This window comes from Actinomadura sp. NPDC023710 (assembly GCF_040639875.1).
Taxonomy (GTDB): domain Bacteria; phylum Actinomycetota; class Actinomycetes; order Streptosporangiales; family Streptosporangiaceae; genus Spirillospora; species Spirillospora citrea.
The window spans coordinates 104,255-118,824 of sequence record NZ_JBFAGB010000025.1; the positions used below are offsets into that span (position 1 = coordinate 104,255).

The 14,570-nt window shown below is 74.2% G+C and carries 16 protein-coding genes and 1 riboswitch; of the genes, 13 read left to right on the plus strand and 3 right to left on the minus strand.

Going from position 1 to position 14,570, the window contains the following annotated elements; translation table 11 throughout:
- Window positions 1-69: 69 nt before the first annotated feature.
- From AB0H37_RS27225 to AB0H37_RS27255, 7 genes are all read left to right on the plus strand, one after another.
- A complete protein-coding gene (locus AB0H37_RS27225; RefSeq protein ID WP_360616118.1) occupies window positions 70-636 on the plus strand; it encodes a hypothetical protein in 567 nt (188 codons plus the stop codon).
- Window positions 624-2,261, plus strand: a complete 1,638-nt coding sequence (locus AB0H37_RS27230; RefSeq protein WP_360616120.1) for an MMPL family transporter — start codon at window positions 624-626, stop codon at window positions 2,259-2,261. Before AB0H37_RS27225 ends, AB0H37_RS27230 begins: the two co-directional genes overlap by 13 nt.
- A gap of 4 nt (window positions 2,262-2,265) precedes the next feature.
- Complete coding sequence (locus AB0H37_RS27235; protein WP_360616122.1) at window positions 2,266-2,643, plus strand: BlaI/MecI/CopY family transcriptional regulator; 378 nt, start codon at window positions 2,266-2,268, stop codon at window positions 2,641-2,643.
- 4 nt (window positions 2,644-2,647) lie between these two features.
- A complete protein-coding gene (locus AB0H37_RS27240) occupies window positions 2,648-3,586 on the plus strand; it encodes a M56 family metallopeptidase (protein WP_360616124.1) in 939 nt (312 codons plus the stop codon).
- Window positions 3,587-3,691: 105 nt separating this feature from the next.
- A riboswitch (cyclic di-AMP (ydaO/yuaA leader) is annotated at window positions 3,692-3,837 on the plus strand.
- A 3-nt stretch (window positions 3,838-3,840) separates the two neighbouring features.
- A complete protein-coding gene (locus AB0H37_RS27245; RefSeq protein ID WP_360616126.1) occupies window positions 3,841-4,884 on the plus strand; it encodes an NlpC/P60 family protein in 1,044 nt (347 codons plus the stop codon).
- 86 nt (window positions 4,885-4,970) lie between these two features.
- On the plus strand, window positions 4,971-5,456 hold the full coding sequence (locus AB0H37_RS27250) for a DUF6153 family protein (RefSeq protein ID WP_360616128.1): 486 nt from the start codon (window positions 4,971-4,973) through the stop codon (window positions 5,454-5,456).
- A 76-nt stretch (window positions 5,457-5,532) separates the two neighbouring features.
- Window positions 5,533-6,153, plus strand: a complete 621-nt coding sequence (locus AB0H37_RS27255) for a DUF305 domain-containing protein (protein ID WP_360616130.1) — start codon at window positions 5,533-5,535, stop codon at window positions 6,151-6,153.
- A gap of 33 nt (window positions 6,154-6,186) precedes the next feature.
- Here AB0H37_RS27255 and AB0H37_RS27260 read toward each other — a convergent pair whose 3' ends face one another.
- A complete protein-coding gene (locus AB0H37_RS27260; RefSeq protein WP_329096030.1) occupies window positions 6,187-7,413 on the minus strand; it encodes an alpha/beta hydrolase fold domain-containing protein in 1,227 nt (408 codons plus the stop codon).
- Between the two features lie 109 nt (window positions 7,414-7,522).
- Between AB0H37_RS27260 and AB0H37_RS27265 the strand changes: the two genes are divergently transcribed.
- Genes AB0H37_RS27265 through AB0H37_RS27275 form a run of 3 tightly spaced genes read left to right on the plus strand, consistent with a single transcriptional unit; the run spans window position 7,523 to window position 10,040 of the window.
- A complete protein-coding gene (locus AB0H37_RS27265) occupies window positions 7,523-8,041 on the plus strand; it encodes an alpha/beta hydrolase fold domain-containing protein (protein ID WP_360616132.1) in 519 nt (172 codons plus the stop codon).
- A complete protein-coding gene (locus AB0H37_RS27270) occupies window positions 8,038-9,531 on the plus strand; it encodes an MFS transporter (RefSeq protein ID WP_179832149.1) in 1,494 nt (497 codons plus the stop codon). Before AB0H37_RS27265 ends, AB0H37_RS27270 begins: the two co-directional genes overlap by 4 nt.
- Entirely contained in the window at window positions 9,528-10,040 is a 513-nt protein-coding gene (locus tag AB0H37_RS27275; protein ID WP_179832150.1) for a dihydrofolate reductase family protein, read from the plus strand. The genes AB0H37_RS27270 and AB0H37_RS27275 overlap by 4 nt, the downstream gene beginning before the upstream one ends.
- Window positions 10,041-10,222: 182 nt before the next feature.
- On the opposite strand, the gene AB0H37_RS27280 is transcribed toward AB0H37_RS27275, so the two are convergent.
- Window positions 10,223-11,638: an NAD(P)/FAD-dependent oxidoreductase gene (locus AB0H37_RS27280; RefSeq protein WP_329096022.1), complete on the minus strand. Its 1,416-nt coding sequence runs from the start codon at window positions 11,636-11,638 to the stop codon at window positions 10,223-10,225.
- 204 nt (window positions 11,639-11,842) lie between these two features.
- On the opposite strand from AB0H37_RS27280, the gene AB0H37_RS27285 reads away from it, so the two are divergent.
- The 3 genes from AB0H37_RS27285 to AB0H37_RS27295 are packed head-to-tail and all read left to right on the plus strand — an operon-like array spanning window position 11,843 to window position 14,018.
- Window positions 11,843-12,763, plus strand: a complete 921-nt coding sequence (locus tag AB0H37_RS27285; RefSeq protein ID WP_179832152.1) for a cation diffusion facilitator family transporter — start codon at window positions 11,843-11,845, stop codon at window positions 12,761-12,763.
- Between the two features lie 5 nt (window positions 12,764-12,768).
- Window positions 12,769-13,131 (plus strand): BlaI/MecI/CopY family transcriptional regulator, encoded by a 363-nt coding sequence (locus tag AB0H37_RS27290; RefSeq protein WP_179832153.1) that lies wholly within the window; start codon window positions 12,769-12,771, stop codon window positions 13,129-13,131.
- Window positions 13,128-14,018: a M56 family metallopeptidase gene (locus tag AB0H37_RS27295; RefSeq protein WP_360616136.1), complete on the plus strand. Its 891-nt coding sequence runs from the start codon at window positions 13,128-13,130 to the stop codon at window positions 14,016-14,018. The genes AB0H37_RS27290 and AB0H37_RS27295 overlap by 4 nt, the downstream gene beginning before the upstream one ends.
- Before the next feature lie 40 nt (window positions 14,019-14,058).
- Here the strand turns inward: AB0H37_RS27295 and AB0H37_RS27300 are convergent, their stop codons facing one another.
- Window positions 14,059-14,514 carry a TerB family tellurite resistance protein gene (locus AB0H37_RS27300; RefSeq protein WP_329096014.1) on the minus strand — a complete coding sequence of 152 codons (456 nt, stop codon included), beginning with the start codon at window positions 14,512-14,514 and terminating at the stop codon, window positions 14,059-14,061.
- Between the last annotated feature and the right edge of the window lie 56 nt (window positions 14,515-14,570).

Here is a 14,570-nt window from a genome sequence, read left to right on the forward strand (position 1 = left end):
CCGAACGCGTAGGCACCGCCGTCCGCCGTCAGACGCGGCGGCCGCCCCGCCGGCGCGACGATCGCCGCCATGAGCGATCACTCCGTACCCCCTCGACCGGACGGCGCCCTCGCGGCGCTGGCCCGCTTCTGCCACCGGCGCCGCCGACTGGTCCTCCTGGCCTGGCTCGTCGGCGTGCTCGCCGTGGCGTTCGCAGGCTTCGGCTACGGTGCCCCGTCCGACAACGACTTCTCCGGCGGAGACTCCGGATCCGCCAAGGCGCAGAAGCTGATCGAGGCGCACTTCCCCGACCGGCGGGGCGACACCCTGACCCTCGCGGTCAGGGCGGCGAAGGGGATCGACGACCCCGCCGCCCGGCAGCGGATCGAGAAGGTCATCGCCGATCTGGACGCCTCGCCGGTGACCGGGCCGGTGACCTCGCCGTACCAGGACGGGAGCCTGGTGACGCGGGATCGCCGCATCGCCCGGACGACCATCCCCCTGACCGACGAGGAGGCGAAGAGGTCCGACGTCGAGCCGCTGGTGGCCGCGGTCAAGGACGCCTCCGGCGACGGCGTGACACTGGGGCTGGGCGGTGAGCGGGCGGAGAAGGCCGAGACGCCCCGCAGGGCCCGGCCGAGGGCGTGGGCCTCCTGACCGCGGCGGTGATCCTGTTCGTCTCCTTCGGTTCGCTGGTCGCGATGGGCCTGCCGATCGCGACGGCACTGACGGCGATCCTCGGCGGCATCGCCCTGATCAAGCTGGTGGGGCACCTCGTCCCCGCGCCGGACTTCACGGTCCTCGTCGCCGCGCTGGTCGGCCTCGGCATCGGCATCGACTACGCGCTGTTCATCGTGACCCGCTACCGGGAGGCCCAGCAGGACGGCGACGACCCCGAGGGCGCCACGGCCAAGGCCATCGCCACCGCCGGACGCGCCGTGCTGTTCGCCGGCACGACCGTGGTGATCGCGCTGCTCGGACTGGTCGTCATGGGGCAGCGGCTGATGACCGGCGTGGCCATCGCCGCGTCGGTGACGGTGCTGGTCACGATGGTCGCCGCGGTGACGCTGCTGCCGGCGCTCCTGGGCTTCACCGGTCGCCGGATCGACTCGCTGCGGCTGCCGCGCCGCGCGTCCCGCCCGCGTTCCCGCGAGCGCCGTGCCCCCGCCGAGCGCTGGGCCGCCGTGGTGCAGCGCAGGCCGCTGGCCGCCGCGGTCCTGGCGGGGGCGGGCCTGCTGGTGCTGGCCGCCCCCGTGCTGTCGATGCGGCTGAGCCTGCCCGACGCGAGCGTCCAGCCGCACGACCGGAGCAGCCACACCTCGTACACGATTCTCTCCGAGGGCTTCGGGCCCGGCTACGGCGCGCCCCTGATCTTCGCCGCGCGGGTCGGGTCCGCGGACGCGGATCTGCGTCCCGTCGTCGACGCGGTCGGCCGGACCGAGGGCATCGCCTCCGTCACACCGCCCCGGATCAGTAAGGACGGGCGGGCGGCCACGTTCATGGCCTTCCCCGAGAGCGGCGCCCAGGACGAGGCGACCGCGGATCTGGTGCACCGGCTGCGCGACGACGTCCTGCCCGGGGCGCCGGGCGGCGGCGGTGTCCAGGTGGGCGGCCCGAACGCCGGCGCGATCGACATCGCCGAGGAGGTCGGCTCCCGCCTGCCCCTGATGATCGCGGTCGTCGTCGCCCTGTCCCTGGCGCTGCTGGTCGCGCTGGTCCGGTCGGTCACGATCGTGCTGCAGGCCGCGGTGATGAACCTGCTGTCGATCGGCGCCGCCTACGGCGTGCTGGTCGCGGTCGTCCAGTGGGGGTGGCTCGGCTCGGCCCTCGGTTTCCCCACCGCCATGCCGATCACCACCTGGGTACCGATGATGATGTTCCCGCTCCTGTTCGGCCTGTCCATGGACTACGAGGTCTTCCTGATCTCGCGGGTCCGGGAGGAGTACGAGCGCACCGGCGACACCCGGACGGCCGTCACCCGCGGCCTGGCGCGCACCGCCAAGGTCATCACCGCCGCGGCCGCGATCATGATCGCCGTCTTCTCGACGTCCCTGCTCGGCCCCGACGTCTCGGTCAAGCAGATCGGGCTCGGCATGGCCGTCGCCGTGTTCGTCGACGCCACCGTCGTCCGGATGGTCCTCGTCCCCGCGGTGATGGAGCTGTGCGGCAGGGCCAACTGGTGGATGCCCGGCCGCCGGGGCCCCGCTCACGCTGGAGAAACCCCGCTCCAGGGGGCCGGTTCGCGGGAGACGTCCGGCAGAATGTGGGCGGGACGGAGGTGACCGCGTGTCCGCACTCGGAGGATCGCTCGAACGCTCCATCATGGACGTGCTCTGGGCGGCCCCCCGTCCGCTGCGGGTCCGTGAACTGCTGGCCGAGCTGAACGAGGACGCGGAGAAGGCGCTGGCCTACAACACCGTGCAGACCGTGGCCGAACGCCTGGCGCAGAAGGGCCTCCTCCGGCGCACGCAGGACGGCCCGGCCTTCCGCTACGGCCCGACGCGGCCGCGGGAGGAGTACGCGGTCGAGCTGATGCTGGACGCGTTGAGCGAGGCCGCGGACCACGGCGCCATCCTGGTGAGGTTCGCCGAGAGCGTCCCGCCGGAGGACGCCCGGCACCTCCTGGACGCCCTGCGGCGGCGGACCGCCGGCGAGGACGCGTGACCGCGTGATCGTCCTGGTGACCGGCCTGGTCGTTTCGGTGGTCGTGCTGGGGTGCGCGGCGGGGCCCGTTCTGGATCTCCTCAGGCGCTCGGCCGTCGGCCCCGGGACGGCCGTCGCCTGCTGGGCGGCCGCTCTCGCCGGAACGTGCATCGCCGCGGCGGGGATCGCGGCGGCGGCGCTGCTCGCGCCGCCGGGCCCGGGCCACGGATTCCTGTCCCGGCTGCGCGACTGCCTGCCCCACCACGGCCGGATCGCCACCGCCGCCGCGGCCGTCGCGACCGCCGTCCTCGTCGCGGCCTGCACCGCCGTGCTCGCCCGCGGCCTGCCGAGGCTCGGCCGGGCCGTGCGCCACCGCCGGCGGCACCGGGAGATGCTGCGGCTGGTCGCCCGCGAGGACCGCCGCCACCCGGACGTCCTCGTCCTCGACCACCCCGTGGCCGTGGCGTACTCGCTGCCGTCCCGGCACCGCGCGATCGTGGTCAGCACCGGGGCCCAGCAGGTGCTCAGCGCCGAAGAGCTCGGCGCCGTCCTGGCGCATGAGCGGGCGCACCTGCGCCAGCGCCACCACGTGCTCCTGCTGGCCGTTGACCTGGTCCACGCCATGCTGCCGTGGCTGCCGACCGTCCGGCGCGCGAAGGCGCGGCTGCCGCTGCTGCTGGAGATGGCCGCGGACGACGCCGCGGTCCGCGCCCACGGCACGCAGCCGCTGGTCGGCGCGCTGTGCCGGCTTTCGGCGGCGCCCGCCGTCGCGGGGGCGCTCGGGGCCGCGGGCGCGCTGGCCGCCGGTGCGCTGATGGAGCGGGTGCTGCGGTTGGAGGGCGCCGCTCGGGCGAGGCCGCGGCGCGCCGTCCGGCTCGCGGCGGGTCTCTTCGTGGTGGCGGCGGTGGCCGCGCCGCTCCTGGCCGGGGCCGTGGCGATCGCCGAGCTCGCCGCGACGTGCTGAGGCGGTATGTGGCTTTTGGGGAAATCCTCCGCTTCGGTGGCGAACCGACCGTAAACCTCCTACGCTCCGTAGGAGGTCACGGTCCGACGTCCCCGCCGGGGACGGCCGGCGACCGCGCCGAATCCCGCGGACGGCTCCGTCCGGGGAACCGGGGACCCGATCTTCAGGGGTGAATCCGTCCCACCAGGACGGTAGGGCGACTCCGGCCCGAACCCGTCAGCTGACCCGGTAGGCGGTACAGGAGAGGACACCGCATGCAGCGACGAGCTGCCGGCCCCCGAACGACAGCCCGCCGCAGGATCCGCACCGGCACGGCATGGACGGCCGCCCTCGCGCTGTCCGCCGGGCTCCTCGCGCCCGCGCCCGCCCACGCCGAGCCCAAGCCGACGCGCAAGCAACTGACCGCGCAACAGGAGAAGCTCGCCGACGAGGCCGAGAAGCTCAGCGAGCAGTACAACGGCCTGCGCGAACGCCTCAAGCAGGCCGAGCACGCCGCGAAACTCGCCAAGGGCAGCGCCCTGCGCCAGAAGCAGGCATTGGACGAGGCACGCGAACGCATGGCGAAGATCGCCGCGGACAGCTACAAGAACGGCCCGGCGGACCCGGCCATCACCTTCGCCTCGTCCTCCGACCCGCAGGCCGTCCTGGACCAGTCGGCCACCCTCAACTACTTCGCCAAGCAGAACGACACCCGCATCACGCAGATGCTCCAGGTGATGCAGGGCGCCGACCGGTCCCGCAAGGCCGCCGAGCAGCGCGCCGCCCAGGTGCGCGCGCTCACCGGCGAGGCGAAGAAGAAGCGCCGGGAACTCCAGGTCAAGCTCAAGAAGGTCGAGAAGCAGCTCGGCACCTTCAAGACCGCGGGCGCGCGGCCCGGCTCCATCCCCAACCTCAGCTCCGGCGGAGCCTCGGCCAAGGCGATGACGGCCGTCCGGGCCGCCCTGGCCCAGCAGGGCGTGCCCTACTCCTGGGGCGGCGGCACCGCGTCCGGCCCGAGCTACGGCACCGCGCAGGGCGCCAACATCAAGGGCTTCGACTGCTCCGGCCTGACCCTGTACGCCTACGCGCAGGTCGGCATCACCCTCGGCCACTACACCGGCAGCCAGTACAACGCCGGGACCCACGTGAGCATGAGCCAGCTCAAGCCCGGCGACCTGGTGTTCTTCCACAGCGACCTGCACCACATGGGCATGTACATCGGCAACGGCAACATGGTCCACGCGCCGCAGACCGGCGACGTCGTCAAGATCGCCCCCCTCGCCGGCCGCCCGTTCGCCGGCGGAGTCCGTGTCGCCTGACCCCCGAGATGTCGCCTGACCCCCGAGATGCTGCCCGGCGCCCGGCCGCCGACGGCCGATCACCCTTCGCCACCCAGGTCTCCGGGATGAGAACGCACGTCGGCGGCCGCCCTGGACGGGACGGCGCGAACACCGGACGGCGGGCGGGACGGCTGAGGCGGTCGTTGCGCCGCGACGTCCTCCGGCTTGCGTCCGGCCTGTTCGTGCTTCTCGGTCTGCTGGCGATGCACGGCTTCCAAGCCACGTCGAGCCCGGTCGAGATGAGCGGCGTTCCGCTGCCGTCCATGGCCGCCGGGCACGCGGCCCCCGTCACCGGAGCGGTGACGGGGCACCGCCCGCCCCAGGGCGACCGGTCCGGCGACCATCACTCCGACCGCCACTCGGACCATCCCGGCGGCCAGGTCTGCCTGGCCATGCTGACGCTGCTCGTGCTCGTCACGGCTCTTCTCACGCTGTGCCTGCGGAGGACACCGCCGGTGGCCGTGTCGAGGCTGACACGGACCCGGATCCTGCTGGTCGGACGGCCGCCGCCGAGACCGTCCCTGCACCGATTGAGCGTGCTGAGGCTGTGACAGGTCCAGCGGCGCCCGAGAGCGGGCGCCGCCGCCGACCACCGATCACAGCACTCGACACGGAAGGCTCACCACCATGAAGCGAGCGTTCGCGCTCCTCACCGTCCCGGCCCTGGCGATCGCGCTGGCCGCCTGTGGCGACGGCGACGACAACGGCGGCTCGACGGGCCACCCCATGCCCTCTCACTCCATGCCAGGCCACTCGGCGTCGCCGGGCGGCGGGCAGGCCGGACCGCACAACGGCCAGGACGTCATGTTCGCCCAGATGATGATCCCGCATCACCGGCAGGCGATCGAGATGGCCGGCCTCGCCGCCACCCGCGCCTCGTCGGCGCAGGTGAAGGCCCTGGCCGCCGACATCAAGAAGGCGCAGGCACCGGAGATCCAGCAGCTCGGCGCGTGGCTGAAGAGCTGGGACGCCCCGGTTCCCCCGCCGGGCGGCATGGGCGGCATGCACCACGGCGGCACGGACGGCATGATGAGCGAGAAGGACATGAAGGAGCTGGGGGCGGCCAGGGGCGAGGCGTTCGACAAGGCGTTCCTGAAGATGATGATCGAGCATCACGAGGGCGCCGTGGCGATGGCCGGGATCGAACGGTCGTCCGGGCAGTTCCCGCCCGCCCAGCAGTTGGCCGGGAACATCGTCTCCTCCCAGACCGCCGAGATCGCCACGATGCGGACCCTGCTGAAGCGGTGACGATCGCCCGGCGCCGGCCAGGAGCGGCCCTCTTCAGGAGCCCGTTCGGTGTTGGGCGGACGGCGTGGTGACGTCGCGGATGAAGCGTCCTGCCTGGTCCAGGGCTCGGGCCGCCTCTGGGAGGAACGTCCAGAAGAGGTGGAAGCCGTGGGTGGCCACCGGGTAGAGCTCCAGGCGCGCGTCCACGTCCTGCTCGCAGGCCTCCTCCGCCAGGCGGCGGGCCTGGCCGACGAGGTGGTCGCCCGTGCCCGCCTGGACCAGCAGGGGCGGCAGGCCCCGCAGGTGGTCCGGGCGGGCCAGCGGGTTCACCAGCGGGTCGTCCAGGGTGTGCCCCGCGAGGTAGTGCTCGACGCACTGGCGCATCACGCGGCCGGTCACCACGGGCTGGGGGCCGGCCGGCTCCTCTTCGAGGACCGTGCAGGCCAGGTCGATCCACGGGCAGAACAGGGCGGCGCCGCCGGGCAGGGGGAGGCGCCGGTCCTTCAGCGCGAGCAGCAGGGACAGGGCCAGGCTCGCCCCCGAGGAGTCGGCGGCGATCACGATCTGCTCGGGCGGTGTCGTTTCGAGCAGCCAGAGGTAGGCGCCCGCCGCGTCGTCCAGGGCCGCCGGGAAGGGGAACTCCGGCGCGAGCCGGTAGTCCGGGACGACCACCTCGCACCCGGCGGCCGCCGCGAGCGCCCCCGCCAGGGGCCGGTACCCGTACGCCGAGCCCATCACGAAGCCGCCCCCGTGCAGGTGGAGGACGCGCGACGGTGAGGCGTCCGGCGGCGCCAGCCGCAGGGCCGGGACGCCGCCCGCCTTCACCGGCCTGACCGCGACCCCCGGCGGCGGCTCGAACCCGGCGAGCATGGTCTCGTACTCGGAACCCATCTCCCCGAGGTCGCCGCCGAGGCGGTTGCGGTCGGCGATCGGCTGCCACAGCCTGCCCGCGCGGCCGGACGCCTCGCCGCCGATCGAGCGGGTGGTCGCGATCGCGTCGTCCACGCCGGCCAGCAGGGTCCTCGCCCGGTCGAGCAGGGCCTCGCCGGCGAGGGTCAGCTCCACCCGGTGCGTCGAGCGGTTCAGCAGGTCGCAGCCGACCAGGCGTTCCAGGCCCTGGATCTGGCGGCTCAGCGCGGGCTGCGACAGGTACAGGCGCCCGGCGGCGCGGCCGAAGTTCAGCTCCTCGGCGACGGCGACGAACGCGCGCAGATGGCGCAGCTCGATCGCGTCGGGCGCCTGGGGCAGCCTGAGCACGCGCGGTGGGGTGTCGTCCGGCATGCCGCCATTGTCGCCGGGCCGCGCCCGCCGTGGTGATGCCGTTCACGCACGACCGTCATGCACGAACGGCCTTTCCCTCAGGACAGGCCGCGCTGCCACGGTCGATGCCATGACCACGACGAAACGGGTGGACATCCACCTGCGCGGCGCGTCCGGGCCACTGAGGGCCGGTGTGCGCTGGTCCGGTACGGACGACACGCGCCTGTTGCTGCACTTCGACGGGACACCGGACGGCCTCGGCCCGCACGCCGTCGCCCTCTCCCCGGAACTCGACGCCGCCCGGCCCGGCGCGCTGGACGACGCGGCCGCCGCGCTCGGCTGGGCCGCCGACCATGCCGCCGAACTCGGTGCCGCGCCCGCGCGCCTCGTCGTCGCGGGGCGGGGAGCCGGGGCGGCCATCGCCGCCGGGCTCGCCCTGCTGGCCCGCGACGAGGGCTGGCCGCCGCTGGAACGCCAGATCCTCGTGCGCCCCCGGCTGCCCGAAGGGTTCGCGCCCGACCTGGCCGGGGTCGCCGACGCCACCGTCGTCACCGGCCCGGACGACGACGGGCGCGCCTACGCCGGGCGCCTGCGGGCCGCCGGCGTCCCCGTCGACCAGATCCCCGCCGACGAGGGGAGCGCCCGATGACCCCGCCCCGCGCCGGACGCCGCGAATGGATCGCGCTGGCCGTCCTCGCCCTGCCGGCGCTGCTGGTCTCGGTGGACATGTTCGTCATGATCATGGCGCTGCCGGAGCTGAGCATCGCCCTCGGAGCGAGCGGCACCGAGCAGCTGTGGATCATGGATGTGTACGGGTTCATGGTCGCCGGGTTCCTCGTGACGATGGGCGCGCTCGGCGACCGGATCGGCCGCCGGCGGCTGCTGCTGGCCGGCGCCGCCGCGTTCGGGATCGCCTCGTGCCTGGCCGCGTCCGCCGCGAGCCCGGCCGCGCTGATCGCGGCGCGCGCCGTGCTCGGCGTCGCCGGGGCCGCGCTCACCCCGTGCACCCTCGGCATGATCACGACGATGTTCGCGGATCCCCGGCAGCGGGCGAGCGCGATCGGCGTGTGGGCGGGCTGCTTCACGCTCGGCGCCATCGTCGGGCCACTGGCGGGCGGGCTTCTGCTCGACCACTTCTGGTGGGGCTCGGTGCTGCTGCTCGGCGTGCCCGCGATGGTCCCGCTGCTGCTGGCCGGCCCGTTCCTGCTGCCCGAGCACCGCGACCTCTCGGGCGGACGGCTCGACGCGGCCAGCGTCCTGCTGTCGCTGGCGACGATCCTGCCCGTCGTCTACGGGCTCAAGGAGCTGGCCGCGCACGGGCCGCACCCGCTGCCGGCCGCCGCGCTGCCCGCCGGGGTCGCGGCGGGGGTGCTGTTCGTCCGCCGCCAGCGCCGCCTGCCCGACCCGCTGCTGGACGTCTCGCTGTTCGGCGGCCGGGTCTTCGCGGTCGTCATGGCGGCGCTGACCGTCTTCCCCCTGGTGTCCGGCGGCGCCATGACGTTCATCGCGCAGCACTTCCAGCTGGTGGACGGCCTGTCGCCGCTGGAGACGGGGGCGGTGATGCTGCCCGGCATGCTCGCGGCGATGGCGTCCTTCCAGGCCGCGCCGCTGCTCGGCCGCCGCGTCCGGCCGGGGCTGCTGCTGCCGGGCGGGATGGCCGTCACGGTCGCGGGGTTCCTCGCCGTGGCGACGGCGGCGGACGCGACGGCGCTGGCCGCCGGGTTCGCCGTCACCTGCCTGGGCAGCGGCCCCCTCATCAGCGTCGGCACCACCATCGTCCTCGGCTCACTGCCGCCCGAGCGGGCCGGGTCGGCGGCAGGGCTGTCGCAGACCGGCAGCGAGCTCGGCTCCGCCCTCGGCGTCGCCCTGCTCGGCAGCGTCGGCACGATCGTGTACCGGGCCGCGCCCGGCCTGCCGTCCGCCGCCCGGGACGGCCTCGCCCACGCCGTCGCGCACGGGTCGGGCGTCGCCGAGGCGCGCGCGGCGTTCACCACCGAACTGCACGTGATCGCGCTGGTCTGCGCGGTCCTGCTGGCCGCCGTGGCCGTGCTCGTCGCGCGGACGCTCCGGCATCTGCCCGTCCCCGGCCCCGCCGAAGTCCCGGCTCAGGCCCCCGTTCTCGAAGGAGCAGCGTCATGAGGAAGATCGTCGCGGAACTGTTCAGCACGCTCGACGGCGTCGTCGAAGGCCCGGAGAAGTGGCACGGTCCTTTCCACGACGACGAGGTCGACGGCGCCGTCATGGCGGGTATGGACGAGGCGGACGCCCTGCTGGTCGGCCGCCGCACCTACGAGGACCACGCCGCCTACTGGCCGACGGCGGACGGCGCGATGGCCGACCGCATGAACGCCTTCCAGAAGTACGTCGTCACCTCGTCGGACGTCCGGCTGGAGTGGGCGAACTCGACGCCGCTCTCCGGCCTCGACGAGGTGACCGGGCTGGACGGCACGCTCCTGGTCACCGGCAGCCCGACCCTGGTGCGCGGCCTGCTCGCCCGCGGTCTGCTGGACGAGTTGCGCCTCGTGGTCGATCCGGTCGTGGCCGGGTCCGGCGGGCGGCTCTTCGAGGCTCCGGCCGCCTTCGAGCGCGCGGCCTGCCGCGAGTTCCCGTCCGGCTCGGTCTCGATCACCTACCGGCCCGTCCGGTAGAGGCGGGCACCCGGCCCGGCGTCCGGCCGTCCCGGCACCGTCCGGGGCGGTCGGATCGGGTGACCTGGAGCGGACCGGGCACTACCGGATCCTCGGGCGGCCGCGCGCCGGCGGGATGGGCTCGGTGTTCCTGGCTGGGCCTGGAGGTGCGAAGGGGCGGTCTCGGCGCATTCCGAGGGTGCTCAGCCGCGGTAGGTCTCCAGGAGACGGAGCCAGACCTCGCTCATGGTGGGGTAGGAGGGGACGGCGTGCCAGAGGCGGGAGATGGGGACTTCGGCGGTGACCGCGATGGTGGCGGAGTGGAGCAGTTCGGCCACGCCGGCGCCGACGAAGGTGACGCCGAGGAGTGTCTCGTGGTCCAGGTCGACCACCGCGCGGGCGTGGCCCTGGTAGCCGTCGGCGTACAGCGCGGCCCCGGAGACGTCGCCGAGGGCGTAGTCGACCGCCCGTACCCGGCGCCCCTCCCGGGTCGCCTCCTCCAGGGTGGGGCCGACGGCCGCGACCTCGGGATCGGTGAAGACGACCTGCGGGACCGCCCGCTCGTCGGCGGTCGCCACGCTGCGCCCCCAGGCGGCGGTGTCGAGGGGGCGTCCGGCGGCGCGGTCGGCGATCACCGTGCCGAAGATCCGTCCCTGGTACTTGCCCTGGTGGGTCAGCAGCGCGCGTCCGTTGACGTCCCCGGCCGCGTAGAGCCACCCACCGGACACCCCGGCCGCCAGCCCGGTGGAGTCGATCTCGATCGGCCGGCCCGGGGCCAGCCCGACCGTGTCCAGCCCGAGGTCGCCCGTGGCGGGCGTCCGTCCGGTGGCGAACAGGACCTCGTCGGCGGTGACCGTGTCGCCGCCGTCCAGGGTGAGCGTCACCTGCCCGTCGCGGCGGACGCCGGTGACCGACGCGCCGAAGCGCAGGTCGACCCCGGCCGCGCGCAGGCCCTCGGCCACGGCCTCCCCGGCGAACGGCTCCGTCCGCGGCAGCAGGCGCGACCCGCGCACCAGCTGCACCACCTCGCTGCCGAGCGCCCGCCAGGCCGTGGCCATCTCGCACGCCACCACGCCGCCGCCGATGACGGCCAGCCGCGGCGGCACCCGTTCGGACGAGGTCGCCTCGCGGCTGGTCCAGGGGCGCACCTCGGCCAGGCCCGGCAGCCCGGGCAGCGCCGCGCGGGTGCCCGTGCACACCGCGACGGCGTGGCGGGCGGTCAGCACCCGCCGCCCGCCGTCGGGGGTCTGCACCGCGACGCGCTTGGGCCCGTCCAGCCGCCCGTGGCCGCGTACCAGGACGAGCCCGGCACCGTTCAGCCACGCGACCTGGCCGTCGTCCTTCCAGTGCGAGGTGAACTCGTCCCGGCGCCTGAGGACCGCTTCGGCGTCCAGCGTCCCGGTCACCGCCTCGCGGGCGCCGGCCAGCCGCCGCGCGTCCGCCAGTGCGGCGGCCGGGCGCAGCAGTGCCTTGCTGGGCATGCAGGCCCAGTACGAACACTCCCCGCCTACCAGCTCGCTCTCCACGACCGCCACGCTTAGCCCGCCGGCGTGCGCCCGCTCGGCCAGGTTCTCACCCGTCGGCCCGGCCCCCACCACCACGACATCGAACTCGTCCATGCCCCCAGCCCCTCTAATCGGCCGCAGTCTCGTCCACCTGGATCCTGCCGGATTCCGCGGCGTTCGGCAGGGCGGCCGCCCCGTCAATGATCGCAAACCGCGGAGGGTCGGTCCGCGTGAGGGGCGACCCTGCAGGACATGCTTCCGGCGATCACCGCCTACGCTTAGCCGGACGTTGCGAAGCGCGGTACGACAGGGGGGTCCGTGAGCGCCGAAGGCAGTACCAGGGCCGTCATCACCGCGCTGGGCGCGAACCTCGGGATCGCGGTCACCAAGTTCGTGGCGTTCGCGCTGACGGGTTCGTCGTCGATGCTGGCGGAGGCGATCCACTCGGTGGCCGACTCCAGCAACCAGGCGCTGCTGCTGATCGGCGGGAAGCGCGCGGAAAGGGACGCGACCGAGGAGCATCCGTTCGGGTACGGGCGGGAGCGCTACATCTACGCGTTCCTGGTGGCGATCGTCCTGTTCAGCCTGGGCGGGCTGTTCGCGCTGTACGAGGCCTGGCACAAGATCAGCGATCCGCACCCGATCGAGGAGTGGCAGTGGGTGCCCATCGCCGTCCTGCTGGTCGCGATCGTCCTGGAGGGTGCGGCGCTGCGCACCGCGGTCCAGGAGTCGAACCGCAGCCGCGGACGGTCGAGCTGGGTCCAGTTCGTCCGCCGGTCCAAGTCGCCGGAGCTGCCGGTGATCCTGCTGGAGGACACCGGGGCGCTGATCGGGCTGGTGTTCGCGCTCGCGGGCGTCGGCCTGACCCTGATCACCGGCGACGGCGTCTGGGACGGGATCGGCACCGCCGCGATCGGCGTGCTGCTGGCGGCCATCGCGATCGTGCTGGCCACCGAGGTCAAGAGCCTGCTCGTCGGGGAGTCCGCGACCCCGGAGCACCTGCGGCTGATCAGGCAGGCGATCGTGGAGGGCCGCGACGTCCCCGCGGTGATCCACATGCGCACCATGCACCTCGGGCCGGACGAGCTGCTCGTCGCCGCGAAGGTCGCCGTGGACCTCCAGGACGACGCGCGGGAGGTGACCGACGCGATCAACGACGCCGAGGCCCGCATTCGCGCGGCGGTTCCGATCGCCCGGCTCGTCTACCTCGAGCCGGACGTGCTGCGGAAGGGGGGCTGAGGACGGTGTCGCGCAGGCCGCTCGGGCAACTGGAGGCAGAGGTGCTCGCCGCGCTGGCCGGGCTCGGCGGGGCGGCCAGCACCGCGGAGCTGGTGGAGCGGCTGGACGGTGATCCCGCCTACACGACGGTGAACACCATCCTGCACCGGCTGCACGAGAAGAAGCTGGTCTCGCGCACCCGGGCGGGCCGGCACTACCGGTACCGGCTCGCCGTCGACGAGTCCGAGCTGGTGGCGGGGCGCATGCGCGACCACCTGCGGCACGCCAGCGACCCGGGGAACGTGCTGAACCGGTTCGCGCGGTCGCTCAGCGCCGAGGAGGCGCGGAAGCTGCGCGAGTTCCTCGACCCTCCGGAGGCCGGCGGGTGAACTGGTTCACCTTCCTGCCCCTCGCCCTGATGCTGACGCTGAGCGCCGCGCTGGCGAAGGTGCCGTTACGGCTCCATCCGTCATGGTCGGCGCGGCTGCTGGCGACGACCGGGGCGATGACCGCCGTGGCCGCGCTCGGGACCGGCTTCTTCGTGGCCGTCAACTACGCGGCGACGCTGGCGCCGTCCGCCGCCGCGCACGTCCCCGAATGGGCGCTGTTCGGGGACGACCGCCCCGTCCCGGACGCGGTGGGGATTCCTTCGGCCGTGCTGTCGGCCGCCGGGCTGGGGGCCGCGGGCAGGGCCGCCGTCCGCTGGGCCGCCGCGCTCCGCACCGCGCGGGCGGACGCCCGCGAGCCCCTCGACACCGATGTCCCGATCGCCGTCGCGATCCCCGGCCGGAACGGCGGGGTCCTGGTCTCCCGGGGCCTGCTGCGCGATCTGACGTCCGAGGAGCTCCACGTCGTCTTCCAGCACGAGACGTCCCACCTCAGGCACCGGCACCACCGCTACCTCGCCGCCGGCGCCCTCGCCTCGGCCGTCCTGCCGCCGCTGCGGTCCCTGGCCGCCCGGCTGCGGCTGGCGACGGAGCGCTGGGCGGACGAGGACGCCGCGGAGGCGACCGGCGACCGCGCCGCCGTCGCCCGGACGATCGCCAAGGTCGCCCTCGCGCAGCCGCGGGGCCCCGGGCCGGTGAGCGCGTTCGCCGACTCCGGGGTCGTCGAACGCGTCGAGGCGCTGCTGGGCACGCCTCCGGCCAAGAACGCGGTCACCGGCCCGCTGCTGTTCATGGGCAACGGCGTCGTCACCGGGTCGCTGACCGCCGCGACCCTCCAGCTGGACCACGTTCTCGTGTCGGTCCTGGTGTCGCTGCTCGCGTTCCGGTGACGGGACGCCGTCCGTCAGAGCCGTCCGTGAGAGCCGTCCGTCACAGCTCGAACTCGGCGGGGTCCAGGCCGACGGCGAAGCACGCCTCGCGGACGACGGCCTTCTCGCTGTCGTCGAAGTGCCCGTCCGCGCCGCCGATCACGATGCCGATCTGGATGACCGCGCGCGCCTCGGCGGGCTTCTTCTTCGTCTTGCCGATGTCCTGCAGGACCGCCACCTTCCCGAAGTCGAAGTCGGCGGTGAGCTTGGAGACGTTGTCGTTGAACCGCCGCTGCAGGTCGTCGGACGGGAAGTTCTGCAGCACCTCGTTGGAGGCGATCAGGGACGCGGTCCGCTGCCGTTCGGACGGGTCCACGCTGCCGTCGGCCGCCGCGACCAGCGCGCACATCGCCATGCTCGCGTCCCGGAACGCCCCGCTCTTCAGTTCGTTCTTCCTGCTGAGCAGCTGCGTCTGCATGCTCTGGGTGGAGTCGCGCAGCTTGTCCCAGAAAGGCATCGTGATCCTCCGCTCGTCGGGTCGTCTCTTCCGACCCTAGCCGCCCTGCTACAGAT